This is a genomic window from Stutzerimonas stutzeri KOS6, from assembly GCF_000307775.2.
Lineage (GTDB): Bacteria > Pseudomonadota > Gammaproteobacteria > Pseudomonadales > Pseudomonadaceae > Stutzerimonas > Stutzerimonas stutzeri_B.
On the sequence record NZ_KK020676.1, the window covers coordinates 2398320 to 2412354 of the forward strand.

At 64.9% G+C, this 14035-nt stretch carries 11 protein-coding genes and 1 pseudogene; 11 read left to right on the plus strand and 1 reads right to left on the minus strand.

Annotation, left to right across the window (positions count from 1 at the left end; all coding sequences use genetic code 11):
• Window positions 1-243: 243 nt before the first annotated feature.
• From B597_RS39080 to B597_RS39115, 8 genes are read left to right on the plus strand one after another with little or no spacing between them, the layout of a single operon-like run.
• Entirely contained in the window at window positions 244-1203 is a 960-nt protein-coding gene (locus B597_RS39080; protein WP_024162289.1) for a YbgA family protein, read from the plus strand.
• Window positions 1204-1205: 2 nt separating this feature from the next.
• Window positions 1206-2141, plus strand: a complete 936-nt coding sequence (locus B597_RS39085; RefSeq protein WP_024162290.1) for a MerR family transcriptional regulator — start codon at window positions 1206-1208, stop codon at window positions 2139-2141.
• On the plus strand, window positions 2138-3568 hold the full coding sequence (gene phrB, locus B597_RS39090; protein WP_024162291.1) for a deoxyribodipyrimidine photo-lyase: 1431 nt from the start codon (window positions 2138-2140) through the stop codon (window positions 3566-3568). Before B597_RS39085 ends, phrB begins: the two co-directional genes overlap by 4 nt.
• Window positions 3565-3993 carry a nuclear transport factor 2 family protein gene (locus B597_RS39095; protein WP_024162292.1) on the plus strand — a complete coding sequence of 143 codons (429 nt, stop codon included), beginning with the start codon at window positions 3565-3567 and terminating at the stop codon, window positions 3991-3993. The genes phrB and B597_RS39095 overlap by 4 nt, the downstream gene beginning before the upstream one ends.
• Window positions 3990-4757, plus strand: coding sequence for an SDR family NAD(P)-dependent oxidoreductase (locus B597_RS39100; RefSeq protein WP_024162293.1), 768 nt, complete (start codon window positions 3990-3992; stop codon window positions 4755-4757). The genes B597_RS39095 and B597_RS39100 overlap by 4 nt, the downstream gene beginning before the upstream one ends.
• A gap of 2 nt (window positions 4758-4759) precedes the next feature.
• Entirely contained in the window at window positions 4760-6007 is a 1248-nt protein-coding gene (locus B597_RS39105) for an NAD(P)/FAD-dependent oxidoreductase (protein ID WP_024162294.1), read from the plus strand.
• Window positions 6004-6819 (plus strand): DUF1365 domain-containing protein, encoded by an 816-nt coding sequence (locus tag B597_RS39110; RefSeq protein WP_024162295.1) that lies wholly within the window; start codon window positions 6004-6006, stop codon window positions 6817-6819. The genes B597_RS39105 and B597_RS39110 overlap by 4 nt, the downstream gene beginning before the upstream one ends.
• Window positions 6806-8089 (plus strand): SAM-dependent methyltransferase, encoded by a 1284-nt coding sequence (locus B597_RS39115; protein WP_024162296.1) that lies wholly within the window; start codon window positions 6806-6808, stop codon window positions 8087-8089. The genes B597_RS39110 and B597_RS39115 overlap by 14 nt, the downstream gene beginning before the upstream one ends.
• A 187-nt stretch (window positions 8090-8276) precedes the next feature.
• Here B597_RS39115 and B597_RS39120 read toward each other — a convergent pair whose 3' ends face one another.
• A complete protein-coding gene (locus tag B597_RS39120) occupies window positions 8277-9605 on the minus strand; it encodes an oxygen-independent coproporphyrinogen III oxidase (RefSeq protein WP_024162297.1) in 1329 nt (442 codons plus the stop codon).
• Window positions 9606-9825: 220 nt separating this feature from the next.
• On the opposite strand from B597_RS39120, the pseudogene B597_RS39125 reads away from it, so the two are divergent.
• The 3 genes and pseudogenes from B597_RS39125 (at window position 9826) to nirD (ending at window position 14022) form a co-directional block, all read left to right on the plus strand.
• Window positions 9826-10588, plus strand: a pseudogene (locus tag B597_RS39125) (SIR2 family NAD-dependent protein deacylase).
• A gap of 492 nt (window positions 10589-11080) precedes the next feature.
• The gene (gene nirB / locus B597_RS39130; protein WP_024162298.1) at window positions 11081-13639 is read left to right on the plus strand and encodes a nitrite reductase large subunit NirB; all 2559 of its coding nucleotides are present in this window, start codon (window positions 11081-11083) and stop codon (window positions 13637-13639) included.
• Window positions 13639-14022, plus strand: coding sequence for a nitrite reductase small subunit NirD (gene nirD / locus B597_RS39135; RefSeq protein ID WP_024162299.1), 384 nt, complete (start codon window positions 13639-13641; stop codon window positions 14020-14022). The genes nirB and nirD overlap by 1 nt, the downstream gene beginning before the upstream one ends.
• Window positions 14023-14035 lie beyond the last annotated feature (13 nt).

A 14035-nucleotide genomic window follows, 5' to 3' on the forward strand; every position in this document is an offset into this window, starting at 1 on the left:
GTACAGCCAACCGCCCCATGGATTGCCCCCGCGGGCGCTCGCCTTGGCAAGCTGATGCCGCGACGAGCTTCATCGCCAACAACCCTGAACAGCCGGCAGGCCGCACAGATTAGCCATGACGACAAGCATTTTGTACAGGAAACCCAACTTACTTGTACATCTATTATTGACTTGTACAAGATGTGCAATATGATGGCTCCAAGTTGTACATAAAATCGATTTGTACAAGATGAGGTTTCCACCATGCACACCACCCTCCCTACGCCAAAGATCGGTATTAGCGCCTGCCTGCTGGGCAACCCGGTGCGTTTCAACGGTGGACACAAGGAATCACGCCTGTGCAGCGAAACCCTGGCACAGCATTTCGAATTCGTACCGGTATGCCCTGAAGTCGCCATCGGCCTCGGCACACCACGCGAGCCGATCCGGCTGGTGGGCGACACGGCTTCACCCAGAGCGGTGGGCACCGTGCGCCCTCAGCTGGACGTAACCGATGCCCTGGCCGCATACGGCCGACAGATAGCCGAACAGTTGCATGACATCAGCGGCTACATCCTGATGCAGAAGTCGCCTTCCTGCGGCATGGAGCGTGTGAAGGTCTATGCCACGAACGGTCATACCTTGCCCGGCGGCGGTACCGGCGTGTTCGCTCAGGCACTGATGCAGGCGCGGCCGGATCTGCCGATAGAAGAAGACGGCCGCCTGAACGACGCCGTGCTGCGCGAGAACTTCCTTACCCGGGTCTACGCCTACGCCGACTGGCAACGTCTGCTCCAGGGCGGCCTGACGCGCAAGGCCATCGTCGATTTCCATTCCCGCTACAAGTACCAGCTGATGGCCAGCAACCCCCAGCAATACAAGGAGCTGGGCAGGCTGGTAGCCAACCTGGCCGAGCGCTCCCTGGACGAATTCGCTGTGCGGTACTTCAGCCAGATGATGCAGGCGTTGAAGAAGCCTGCCACCCGTGGCACCCACTGCAACGTGCTGCTGCACCTGAGCGGCTACCTGAAGGACGCGCTGGGCCAGGAAGATCGCCGCGAGATGCGCCACCTCATCGATCAATACCGCGCCGGGGTGATTCCGCTGGTGGTGCCGCTGACGCTGCTCAAACACCACTTCCGCCGCCATCCCGATCACTACATCGCACGCCAGGCCTACCTGCAGCCACACCCCGAGAGCCTGAGCCTGCGCAATGGAATCTGACCATGTTCGAATCACATGACGAGGCACAGTCGACTGCTGACGGACTTCTTCCCATCCGCGAAGTCGCGCGCCTGACCGGCGTCAACGCCGTGACCTTGCGTGCGTGGGAACGCCGTTACGGGCTGATCGTGCCGCTTCGCACGCCCAAGGGCCATCGGTTGTACGAACAGGCGCACATCCAGCGTATCCGCGACATTCTCGTCTGGCTCAATCGCGGTGTAGCGGTCAGCCAGGTAAAGCCTCTGCTCGATACCGGCCTGCCGCAGGAACTGCCCAGGCAGAATCAGTGGACCGAGCTGCTGGAGGAACTGCTGCAGGCCATCGAGCGCCATAGCGAGCGCAGCCTGGACGATGCCTTCAACCGTGCCATGGCGCTGTATCCACCGCGCACGCTCTGCCAACACCTGCTTCATCCGTTGCTCGAGCTGCTCGACCAACGCTGGCAGGGCCAGTACGGGGCCGCGCTGGAGCGCGCGATGGTTCACTCCTGGCTGCGCAGCAAACTGGCTACACGCATCTATTTCAACAATCGCCAGCAGTCCGGCCGCCCGCTGCTGCTGGTCAACCTCGACGAACAATCCTTCACTCCCGGCCTGTGGATCACCGCCTGGCTCGTGTCCAGCGCGGACTGTCCGGTGGACATCGTCGAATGGCCGGTGCCGCTCAACGAACTGAGCCTGGCAACGGAGCGCATCCGGCCACGCGGTGTGCTGCTGTATGCCGACCATGCGCTGCCCGGCGACTGTCTGCAACGCCAGCTGCCACGCCTGCTCGAGCACAATGCCGCGCCCCTGCTGCTCGCGGGCCCGGCCGCCCATATCCATGCGCTGGAACTGCGCCGGCACCGCGAACTGCTGCTGGCAGACGACCCATTCGAGGCACTGCAGCAGCTGCACGAAGCCGGCCTCCTGCCGGGCAATGAAGAGAGAGCATCATGACCCAGCTGCTTTGGCTGCGCAGCGATTTGCGCATGAGCGACAACACCGCGCTCGCCGCGGCGATGGCGAGCGGACCGACCGTGGCGCTCTACGTGATCACGCCCTGCCAGTGGCTCGCCCATGACGATGCGCCATGCAAGGTGGATTTCTGGCTGCGCAACCTTGCCGAGCTGTCGGAGCAACTGCGCACACTCAATGTCCCGCTGCTGATCCGCGAGGTCGATGACTGGTCGGCCGTCGCCAATGCCCTGCTGAAGGTATGCCGCCAGCTCGGCGTGCAAGGCGTGCACTTCAACGACGAGTATGGTGTCAACGAACAGCGCCGAGACCAGGCGGTGACCAGGCTCCTGGAAGACGCCGGGATTGGCGTACGCCGCCATCTGGACCAGCTGCTGTTCGCTCCAGGCACCCTGCTGACCCAGTCGGGCAGCTACTTCAAGGTCTTCGGGCAGTTCCGCAAGGCCTGCCTGTCGCGCCTGGAGATATCGTTACCGGCTTGCCAGCCGATACCCGCCCCGCAGGCGCCATTGCCTGTCGACAGTGACCAGGTCCCTGTCGAGGTTTCCGGCTTCGCGCCACCGAGCGACTACTTGCGTGCGCTCTGGCCCGCGGGGGAAACCTTTGCCCAACGCCGCCTGGCTGCGTTCGTCGACGATGATCTGGAACAGTACCACCAGCGCCGCGACCTGCCGGCCGAACCGGGCACCAGCCAGCTGTCCGCCTACCTTGCTACAGGCGTGATCTCCATCCGCCAGTGCCTGCACGCAGCGCTGGCGCACAACCAGGGCGAACTGGATAGCGGCAGCACGGGCGCCACGACCTGGATCAACGAACTGCTCTGGCGCGAGTTCTACAAGCACATCCTGGTGGGCTATCCGCGGGTGTCGATGCACCGTGCCTTCCGTGCCGAAACCGAAGCGCTGCCGTGGCGCCACGCACCGGACGAACTGGCCGCCTGGCAGGAAGGACGCAGCGGCTTTCCCATCGTCGACGCCGCCATGCGCCAGCTGCGCGAAACCGGCTGGATGCACAACCGCCTGCGCATGGTCGTTGCCATGTTCCTCAGCAAGAACCTGCTGATCGACTGGCGCGAAGGCGAACACTGGTTCATGCGCCAGTTGATCGATGGCGACCTGGCCGCCAACAATGGTGGCTGGCAATGGAGCGCATCCACCGGAACCGATTCGGTACCCTACTTCCGCCTGTTCAACCCGATCAGTCAGTCACAGCGTTTCGATCCGGATGGACAATTCCTGCGTCGCTGGCTGCCGGAACTGCGGCACCTGGGCAAACGCGAGATCCACAATCCTTCGGCGCAGCAGGGCCTGTTCGGCGCGCCGAACTATCCGAAACCGATCGTCGATCTCGGCAAGAGCCGCGCCCGGGCCCTGGACGCCTTCCGCAATCTGCCGGAGGGCCGCCCATGAGCAGTTTCCTGCATCGTTTCGCCAGCGATTTCGCCAGCCTGGATGCGACCAACCTCGAGCGTCTGGCGGACCTCTACAGCGCCGATGTGCATTTCACCGATCCGCTGCACGAGGTACGCGGGCTGGATGAACTGCAGCGCTACTTCAGCGAGCTGTATGCCAGCGTCCAGCAGTTGCACTTCGAGTTCATCGGCCACGACCAGGTCTGCGAAGGCCAGGGCTACCTGCGCTGGATCATGAGCTATCGCCACCCACGGTTGAACGGCGGAGCCCTGATCAGTCTCGAGGGCTGTTCGCTGCTGCGCTGGAATGCCGAGGGTAAGGTGGAGCGGCACCTCGACTACTTCGACGCCGGAGCCCTGATCTACCAGCATGTGCCGTTGCTCGGCACGGCCATCCGCTGGTTGCAGCGGAGGCTCGCATGAACCTCTCGCGGCGAATCTGGCTGACCGGCGCCAGCAGTGGCATCGGCCAGGAACTGGCACGCGTGCTGCTGGCCGAGGGGCATTGCCTTGTACTGTCGGCGCGCCGCGCCGGGCCTTTGCATGCATTTGCCAGACGCTATCCAGGGCAGGTTCTGGTACTGCCCGGCGATCTCGCCGACCCCGCGCAGGTGCGCAGCATCGGTGCGGCCATCGAATCGCACTGGGGCGCGCTGGACAGCGTGATCCTCAACGCCGGAACCTGTGAATACATCGACAGCCGGCATTTCGAAGCGGCACTGCTGGAGCGCGTGCTGCAGACCAACCTGCTGGCCGCCGGATATTGCATCGAAGCCGCGCTGCCCTTGCTGCGTCGGGGCGTTCGACCACATCTGGTCGGCATCGGGAGTTCGGTCACCTGGCTACCGCTGCCACGCGCCGGCGCCTACGGCGCCTCGAAAGCGGCGTTGCGCTATTTGCTCGAATCGCTGCGCCTGGATCTGGCCGGCGAAGGTATCGACGTAACCCTGGTCAGCCCGGGCTTCGTCGATACCCCGCTGACCCGCCGCAACGACTTTCCGATGCCCCTGCGCTGGCCGGTAGACAAGGCCGCACGGCATATCGCCAGACACCTGGAGCGGCGCCCGCTGAACATCAACTTTCCCCGCTCGTTCACCGGTGCGCTACGTCTGCTTTCACTACTGCCCGCACGCCTGCAATTCGCCCTGGGCCGGCGCATGGCACGCGCGCAAATCAAGGAAGGATAACCATGAAGATCGCCATCATCGGCAGCGGTATCGCTGGTCTCACCTGTGCGCACCTGCTGCACCACCGGCATCAGGTCGCCGTCTTCGAGTCAGCCAGCTGGATCGGTGGCCACACGCATACGGTCGACGTCCATGTGCACGGCCGGGACTATGCCGTGGACACCGGGTTCATCGTCTTCAACGACTGGACCTATCCCAACTTCATCCGGCTGCTGGGCAAACTCGGCGTGCGCTACAAGCCGACCGAGATGAGCTTCTCGGTCAGCGATCCGCACAGCGAACTGGAATACAACGGACACAATCTCAACAGTCTCTTCGCGCAGCGCAGCAATCTGTTCTCACCAGCATTCTGGGGCATGATCCGCGACATCCTTCGCTTCAACCGTGAAGCATTGGATGACTATCACAGCGGTCGCATCGGCACGCATGTGACGCTCGGCAGCTATCTGCAACTGGGGCGTTACAGCCAGCGCTTCATCGATCACTACATCGTGCCCATGGGCGCCGCGATCTGGTCGATGTCGCTGGACGACATGCTTGAGTTCCCGCTTGAATTCTTCATCCGCTTTTTCAAGAACCACGGCCTGCTCTCGGTGAACAGCCGCCCGCAGTGGTACGTAGTCGAGGGCGGCTCCAGGGCCTATGTGTCACCGCTGACGCAGGGTTTCAGCCAGCATATCCGCGTCAACTGCCCGGTGTACGAAGTGCTGCGCGACGCCCATGGCGTGACGTTGCACAGTCCGGCAGGCTCCGAACGCTTCGACAAGGTGATCTTCGCCTGCCACAGCGACCAGGCCCTGCGCCTGCTCGCCGGACCGAGTCGTGCAGAACGGGACATCCTCGGAGCCATCCGCTACGCCAGCAACGACGTGGTGCTGCACACCGACAGCCGCCTGCTGCCCGAACGCCGGCGAGCCTGGGCCAGCTGGAACTATCGCCTTGGCGGGCCACGCGAGCAGCCCGCCGCGGTGACCTATAACATGAACATCCTGCAAGGCATCGCTGCGCCGGAAACATTCTGCGTCAGCCTCAACCAGACCCAGGCCATCGACCCCGAGCGGATTCTCGCCCGCTTCACCTACGACCACCCGCAGTTCAGCCTGGCGGGTATCGCCGCCCAGGCCCGCGCCGACGAGCTGCTGGGCGCCAATCACAGCTATTTCTGCGGTGCCTACTGGGGCAGCGGCTTCCATGAAGACGGTGTGCTCAGCGCTCTGCGCGTCGCCAGCGCATTCGGGGAATCCCTGTGAACGGCGCCATCGAGCACAGCGCGCTGTACCGCGGCTGGGTGCAGCACCGCCGGTTCGCTCCGCGCGCGCATGCGTTCAGCTATCGCATGGGGTTGCTGTACCTGGATCTGGCCGAACAGGACGCGGTGCTCGGTCTTTCCCCCTTCAGTGGCCGGAGTCGCTTCGCACCCTTTTCCTTTCGCGAGAGCGACTACCTGCCGCACTACACCGGTCAGGGAATGCGCCTGGCCGACGCCGTGCGCCAGCAGGTCAGCGAGGCGCTGGGGCGGCCGGTCCGCGGTGCCGTGCGCCTGCTGACCCAACCACGCAGTTGGGGCCTTTGCTTCAACCCGGTCAGCTTCTTCTACTGCTTCGACGAGCAGGAGCAACTGGCTGCCGTGCTCTGCGAGGTCAGCAACACGCCCTGGCGCGAGCGCTATCACTATGTCTTGCCGGCCAGCGGCAATCGCAACCTGCGCTGCTCGGTGGCCAAGACCTTTCACGTCTCGCCGTTCCTGCCGGGGGACCTGGAGTACCGCATGCGTTTCAACCCGCCCGGGCGACGGATCGGTGTGCACATGGAGGACTGGCAAGGCGAGCGCAAGCTGTTCGACGCCACCCTCGGCCTGCAGCGCGAGTCGCTGTCAGGCAGCGCCGTGCACCGCTACCTGCTGGGTTTTCCCTGGATGACCGCCAAGACCCTGCTCGCCATCTACTGGCAGGCGTTGCGCCTGCTGCTCAAGCGCACCCCGATCTTCACCCACCAGCCCGCATCGGCCCCTTACGGACTGGCCGTCACCCAACCAAACGGAGCCCGTCATGAAAAGCCCTAGCCTGACCGTCAAAGCCCATCCGCTGGCCGGCCTGGGACTGGCCAGCGGCCTGCTGCGTCGCAGCGTGCTGCGCCAGCTCGAAAAGCTGCGTCACGGCCAGCTGACGCTGATATACGGCGATGTTCGCCAGCAGTTCGGTGACCCGGCCAGTGCGCTTGAGGCAGAAATCCACTTGCTCGACGACGCCGCCTGGGGCCTGATCGCCGCTCGTGGCTCGATCGGCGCAGGCGAAGCCTACATCCATGGCCACTGGCACAGCCCGGACCTGACGGCAGTGATTCGCCTGTTCGTCGCCAACCTGGACGTTCTGGACAGCATCGAGCGCGGCAGCCTGGCGCTGTTCGGCCAACCGGTGATCAAGGCCCTGCACTGGCTCAACCGCAATACCCGGGCCGGCTCGCAGCGCAACATCGCCGCCCATTACGACCTCGGCAACGAGCTGTTCGAGCTGTTTCTCGACCCAACCATGATGTACTCGGCAGCGATGTTCGCCAGCCCCGAACAGGATCTGGAACAGGCCCAGTTGCACAAGCTCGAGCGCATCTGCGAAAAGCTCGACCTGCAGCCTGAGGATCATCTGCTGGAGATCGGCACCGGTTGGGGCAGCATGGCGCTCTATGCCGCTACCCATCGCGGCTGCCGGGTGACCACCACCACGCTGTCGCGCGAACAGTTCGCCTACACCCAGCGGCGCATCGAAGAACAGGGTCTGCAGGACCGCATCACCCTGTTGCTCAAGGACTATCGCGATCTCGACGGTCAGTTCGACAAGCTGGTGTCCATCGAGATGATCGAGGCGGTCGGCCACGACTTCCTGCCGACCTACTTCCGCCAGTGCTCGCGGCTGCTCAAGGACGACGGGCTGATGCTGCTGCAGGCCATCACCATTCGCGACCAGCGCTACGAACAGGCGCGGCGCAACGTCGATTTCATTCAGCGCTACATCTTCCCCGGCGGCGCCCTGCCCTCGCTGCAACGCATGCTCAACGTCGCATCGCAGGACACCGACATGAACCTGTTGCACATGGAGGATTTCGGCGAGCACTACGCGCGCACCCTGCGTCTGTGGCAAGAGAACTTCCGCCGCGCCCGCGGCGAGCTGGAACAGCACGGCTACGACGACTACTTCTACCGGCTCTGGGAGTTCTACCTTTGTTACTGCGAAGGCGGCTTTCTGGAGCGTGCCATCGGCACCGCGCATTTGCTGCTGGCCAAGCCGGGCGCCCGGCGCAAACCGTTGTACACGGTCGCTGCCCAAGCGCTCTGCTAGGTTCTGTACGAAAAGCCGTCGAGCGAAGGTCAGGCGAGGCAAAAACGGGGGAGGAAGCGGAGTTTACGTTGCTGAAAATGAGCATTCCGAACCCGTTTTTAACGAAGCATCACCCAGCGCAGGCATTTTCGTACAGAGCCTAACGCGGGGGCTATCAGCGCGTCGTGACTGAGGCGGAGACCCGGCCTCAGCGTTGCCAGCCATGGCCAGCCGAGCTGCCGATGACCTCGGCACTGAACCGCTCGAAGGCTTCACAGACCGCCGCGACCAGCAGCCGCGCCCGTGGCGGTATGTGCAACCCGCTTTCGCCCAGCACGATCACGCCCTCGGCATGCAGCCGCCGCAGCGCAGGCCAGTGCCGCGCATAGCGCTGGCGGACATCCACCCCGCTCTGCCTGCCGAGCGCGTCGAAGTCCACCTCGAAGGTGCAGAGCAGACGCTCGAACAGCGCGCGGTGCAGTCGATCCAGATGTGCCGGCTGCAGCCCGCAACTGCTGGGCAACTGGCCCTGCTCGAGCGCCCGCTGGTAGGCGTGCAGCGTATCGGCGTTGCGGCAGTACAGATCGCCGACCCGGCTGACCGCGCCGACCCCCAGCCCCAGGTGATCGCAGTCGCCGTGCAGGCTGTAGCCAGCGATGTCGTGGTGCAGGGCACCGGTTTCCTGGGCCATCGCCAGGTCGTCGTGCGGCAGGACGAACTTGCCGAGGCCGATGTAGCGATAGCCGGCGGCGCTGAGCTGCTCGACACCATGGCGATACATTGCCAGGGTATCGCCCAGCGAGGCCAATCCCAGCCGCGCGCCGCCTGCCTGCGTCACGTCGCGGTAGTCGAACATCGTCACCTGGTCGGGCGCCAGCTCGATGATCGAAGCCAACTTGCGGGCGAAACTCGTCGGGGTCTGCCAGGAGCGTCCGTAGCCGAGGTCCAGATTCACCGCACGGTAATGCAGCGCATGCGCCGCCTCGACTACCGCACGAATGCGCGCCGAGCTGCGAAAGTACGCCACCGTGCCGCCATCGTCCGCACCCAGGTCGGGCACGCCGACGCTGAGCTGGTTGAAGCCCAGCTCGTGCAAGGCGCCGATCAGTGGCCAGTCGGCGTGCGCCAATTCGATTCTGGCGGTGTAACTGGCCGCGCCACCTTCGGCGAAGTGAAAGCTCGTCTTGAGCAGCGCCACCAGCCTGCGCAACGCGTCGATACCCAGCGTGCCAACGCTCAGTTGCAGTTGCATCAGCTGCTGCGATTGTCCGACGTGACAACCGAGCTGCTCGATTTCCCGCGCCAGGCGCGACTGGTAGGCGGCCGACTCGTCCGCCCGCATGCGCACACCGCCGGGCTGCTGGATAGCCAGGGACAACGGACGTTCGGCGCGCCGGCTTTCACGCATCGCGCGCAACAGATCCAGCGGCGCGATACGGTCCTTGAAATCGAACGCAGCGGGATAGCTGCAATGCAGCTGCCCGATGTGCCCATGGCGCTGGACCAGGCCGTCGTCCCAGTACACTGAGCCAAGCATAGAAGCCTCCCGGCATCGAATATCGCTGTAGCATCATCCCGGAGCCGCCGCGGGCGGCGTTGACTCCCGTCAAGGACGTGACAAATGGCTCCAGCACTCAGCCGGACGGTTGGAATCCGGGGTTGCCATGGCCTTGCGTCAGCGCCTGTCCCGGCGACGCTTTGGAAAGTCCGTAACGGGTGGTATTGGTAGACCCTTATAAGCCTGACAGGAGCCGATCGTGATCCCAGCCGCCCTGCTCGCCGCCATGCGTTCGGCAGCCCACACCGTCGTCTTTACCGGTGCCGGCGTCTCCGCCGAGAGCGGCATCCCCACCTTTCGCGATGCCTTGACCGGCCTGTGGGAGCGCTTCGACCCGACGGCCCTGGCAACGCCGGATGCCTTCCGCCGCGATCCGGCGCTGGTCTGGGGCTGGTACGAATGGCGGCGCATGCGCGTACTCCAGGCGCAACCGAACCCCGCGCATCTGGCCATCGCCGAGCTGGCCCGGCATGTACCGAGACTGACGCTGATCACGCAGAACGTCGATGACCTGCATGAGCGCGCCGGTAGCCGCGAGGTGATCCACTTGCACGGCAGCCTGCATGCGCCGCGTTGCTTCGCCTGCTCGCGTCCAGCCGCCGAGCCGCTGCCCGCCGCCAACGAGCCGGACGCCGGCCGCCGTGTAGAGCCGCCGCGTTGCGCGCACTGCGGCGGACGACTGCGCCCTGGCGTCGTCTGGTTCGGCGAGAATCTTCCGGTCGCTGCACTGAACGCCGCATTCCAGGCTGCCAGCGAATGCGACCTGCTGCTGGCGGTCGGCACCTCCGGTGTGGTCTATCCCGCTGCGGACATACCGCGTGTGGCCAGGGATGCCGGCGCTACGGTGATCCACATCAATCCCCAGGGCGAGCCCCCCCCTGAGCGAGCGCGAGCATCTGCTTGCCCTGCCCGCTGGCGAGGTCCTGCCGCTGCTGGTCAGCGAGGCCTTTGCTGCCCGATAGCCGCTGCCCGGGCAGATCCCAGAGGCCGGACGCTTTGTCCCCTGAGCGCGCCCACGCCTTCTCTGCCGACCTCTGCTGACTGCCCCAAAGCAGGGATCGCGTAAGCCTAGTCGCACCGTTCTGGTTCAGTCTCGCCTCAGGCCACCCCCTCGGCACTCACCACCGGCAAACCTGAAGCGAAACGCGAGCAGCCCTCGATACCGCGCCATAGCGCCCGTCGACGCCAGGCAAATGGCCTCACCGCAGGATCTGGCACGCAAACTGCAATTTCCCTGGCAAAACCTGTCGCAGCGCGGCAGGACGTCCCAGGCGGTCAGCGGCGACCGCCAGCCAACAGGCGCGGGACCTGGGTGCAGCAGGCAACGATGCCTGACCAGCCACCCCCACACATCACTAATTACCAGGCAAAGGCGCCTGGAGCTGATACCAGCTCCAGGCGCCTTTTTGCGTTTTGCCGGCCGCGTGCCGCAGCAGCTCGACTGAGGAAAGACCATGAGTTCTACCGTCACTCCGCTCACGCACGAAAAACTGGTCATCGTCGGCAACGGCATGGTCGGTCACCACTGCATCGAACAGCTGATCGAGCGCGGCGCGCTTACCCGCTACGAACTGCATGTGTTCGGCGAGGAACGCCAGCGCGCCTATGACCGCGTGCACCTGTCCGAATACTTCGGCGGCCGCGATGCCGAGTCGCTGGCCATGTGTGAAGCCGACTACTACGCCCGCCACGGCGTCCAAACCCATCTGGGCGTACAGGTGCTGGGTATCGATCGCGAGCGCAAGGAAGTCGTCACCAGTGCTGGCCGCCAGGCCTACGACCAACTGATTCTTGCCACCGGTTCCTACCCCTTCGTGCCGCCGATCACCGGCGCCGAAGGCAGTGCGCGACTGGTCTACCGCACCCTCGACGACCTTGATGCGATTCGTGCGGCCGCCAACGGCGCCAAGCGCGGTGTGGTGGTCGGTGGCGGTCTGCTCGGCCTGGAAGCGGCCAACGCGCTGAAGTCGCTCGGCCTGGAAGCTCACGTGGTCGAATTCGCCCCGCGCCTGATGCCCGTGCAGCTCGACGATGAAGGCGGCGCGGCGCTGAAGGCAAGGATCGAGGCATTCGGCGTCGGCGTGCACCTCTCGCGCGCCACCCAGGAGATCGTCGCCGGCGAAGACTACGCCTGGCGGATGAACTTCACCGACGGCGAATTCCTCGAAACCGACCTGATCGTGTTCTCTGCCGGCATCCGACCGCAGGACGCCCTCGGCCATGTCGCGGAGCTGGAGATCGCCCCGCGCGGCGGCATCCTGATCGACAGCGAATGCCGCACCTCGGATCCGGCAATTTTCGCCATCGGCGAATGCGCCAGCTGGAACGGCAGCGTGTTCGGCCTGGTTGCACCCGGCTACAGCATGGCGCGCAGTGTCGCCGCCCAGCTGTCCGAGGAACCCCACGAGCCCTTCTACGGCGCCGACATGTCGACCAAGCTCAAGCTGCTCGGCGTCGACGTCGGCTCCATCGGCGATGCCCACGGCGCCACGCCGGGCTCGCGCAGCTACCGCTTCATCGACGAGGCCAGCGCCAGCTACCGCCGTTTGGTGGTATCCGCCGATGGCAAGAGCGTGCTCGGCGCGGTGCTGGTCGGTGACAACAGCTACTACGACACCCTGCTGCAGTACGCGCAGAACGGCATCAAGCTGCCGGCCGATCCGTCCGCGCTGATCCTGCCGCAGACCGAAGGCGCTCCAACCCTTGGTCCTGACGCCCTGCCGGCCAGCGCGACCATCTGTTCCTGCCACAACGTCAGCAAGGGCGCGGTGTGCTGCCAGGTCGAGGCCGGCATCACCGATCTCGGCGAGCTCAAGGCCGCAACCAAGGCGGCCACCGGCTGTGGCGGTTGCAATGCGCTGCTCAAGCTGGTGTTCGACGCCGAACTGGCGGCGCGCGGCGTGGCGGTGGACAAGAGCCTGTGCGAGCACTTCGCCTACACCCGTCAGGAGCTCTACGGCATCGTCCGCGTCGAGGGCATCCAGAGCTTCGCCGAACTGCTGGCCAAGCACGGCCGTGGCCATGTCGGCTGCGACATCTGCAAGCCGACGGTGGGTTCGATCCTCGCCTCCTGCTGGAACCACCCGATCACCGATCCGGCGCTGATTCCGCTGCAGGACACCAACGACACCTTCATGGCCAACATGCAGAAGAACGGCACCTACTCGGTGGTGCCGCGCATTCCAGGCGGCGAGATCACCCCCGAGGGGCTGATCGCCATCGGCCAGGTGGCGAAGAAATACGACCTCTACACCAAGATCACCGGGGGCCAGCGCATCGACCTGTTCGGCGCCCAGCTGCACGAGCTGCCGGACATCTGGGGCGAGCTGATCGCCGCCGGTTTCGAGACCGGTCACGCCTACGGCAAGAGCCTGCGCACGGTGAAATCCTGCGTGGGCAGCACCTGGTGCCGCTACGGCGTGCAGGACAGCGTCGGCATGGCGCTGCGTCTCGAGGACCGCTACAAGGGCCTGCGTGCACCGCACAAGATCAAGTTCGCCGTATCCGGTTGCACCCGCGAATGCGCCGAGGCGCAGAGCAAGGACATCGGCGTGATCGCCACCGACAAGGGCTGGAACCTCTATGTCTGCGGTAACGGCGGCATGCGACCGCGGCATGCCGAGCTGTTCGCCACCGACCTCGACGATGAAGCGCTGATCCGCACCATCGACCGCGTGCTGATGTTCTACGTACGCACCGCCGACAAGCTGCAGCGCACCTCGGTCTGGCGCGAAAGTCTGGAAGGCGGCTTGGACTATCTGAAGGACGTCATCCTCGACGACAGCCTGAATCTCGCCGCCGAGCTGGAAAGCCAGATGCAGCACGTGGTCGACAGCTACCAGTGCGAATGGGCCAACGCCATCAGCGATCCGGAAAAGCTCAAGCGCTTCCGCACCTTCGTCAACGACGGGCGCGCCGACCCGGACATCCACTTCGTCAAGGAGCGCGGCCAGCGTCGGCCGGTACGCGCCAGCGAACTTCACCTGATCCCACTTACCCAGGAGGTGCTCTGATGAGCCAGTCCAACGTCGTTCGTCTCGACTCCCGTTCCGCAGCCCCGGCGGCCTGGCAGGCACTGTGCAGCCGCTCCGATCTGGTCGCCAATTCCGGTGTGGTGGCCTGGCATGACGGCGCCCAGGTGGCGCTGTTCCACCTGCCCGACGGTAACGAAGGCGAGCAGCTGTTCGCCATCGACAACCGCGACCCCAAGTCCGGCGCCAACGTCATCGGCCGTGGCATCGTCGGCAGCCTCAAGGGTGAGCTGGTGATCGCCTCGCCGCTGTACAAGCAGCATTTCCGTCTGCACGACGGCAGTTGCCTGGAATACCCCGAACAAAGCCTGCGCGTCTGGCCTGTGCGCCTCAATGGCGATGCCGTCGAGATCGGCCTCGCATGAATTCAGCGCCGCC

What these genes read in the sequence shown, in the direction of transcription:
- B597_RS39080 (WP_024162289.1), top strand. Translation starts at nt 244, where the DNA reads ATGCACACCACCCTCCCTACGCCAAAGATCGGTATTAGCGCCTGCCTG.
- B597_RS39115 (WP_024162296.1), top strand. Translation starts at nt 6,806, where the DNA reads ATGAAAAGCCCTAGCCTGACCGTCAAAGCCCATCCGCTGGCCGGCCTG.
- nirB (WP_024162298.1), top strand. Translation starts at nt 11,081, where the DNA reads ATGAGTTCTACCGTCACTCCGCTCACGCACGAAAAACTGGTCATCGTC.
- nirD (WP_024162299.1), top strand. Translation starts at nt 13,639, where the DNA reads ATGAGCCAGTCCAACGTCGTTCGTCTCGACTCCCGTTCCGCAGCCCCG.
- B597_RS39095 (WP_024162292.1), top strand. Translation starts at nt 3,565, where the DNA reads ATGAGCAGTTTCCTGCATCGTTTCGCCAGCGATTTCGCCAGCCTGGAT.
- B597_RS39120 (WP_024162297.1), bottom strand. Translation starts at nt 9,605, where the DNA reads ATGCTTGGCTCAGTGTACTGGGACGACGGCCTGGTCCAGCGCCATGGG.
- B597_RS39085 (WP_024162290.1), top strand. Translation starts at nt 1,206, where the DNA reads ATGTTCGAATCACATGACGAGGCACAGTCGACTGCTGACGGACTTCTT.
- B597_RS39100 (WP_024162293.1), top strand. Translation starts at nt 3,990, where the DNA reads ATGAACCTCTCGCGGCGAATCTGGCTGACCGGCGCCAGCAGTGGCATC.
- B597_RS39105 (WP_024162294.1), top strand. Translation starts at nt 4,760, where the DNA reads ATGAAGATCGCCATCATCGGCAGCGGTATCGCTGGTCTCACCTGTGCG.
- phrB (WP_024162291.1), top strand. Translation starts at nt 2,138, where the DNA reads ATGACCCAGCTGCTTTGGCTGCGCAGCGATTTGCGCATGAGCGACAAC.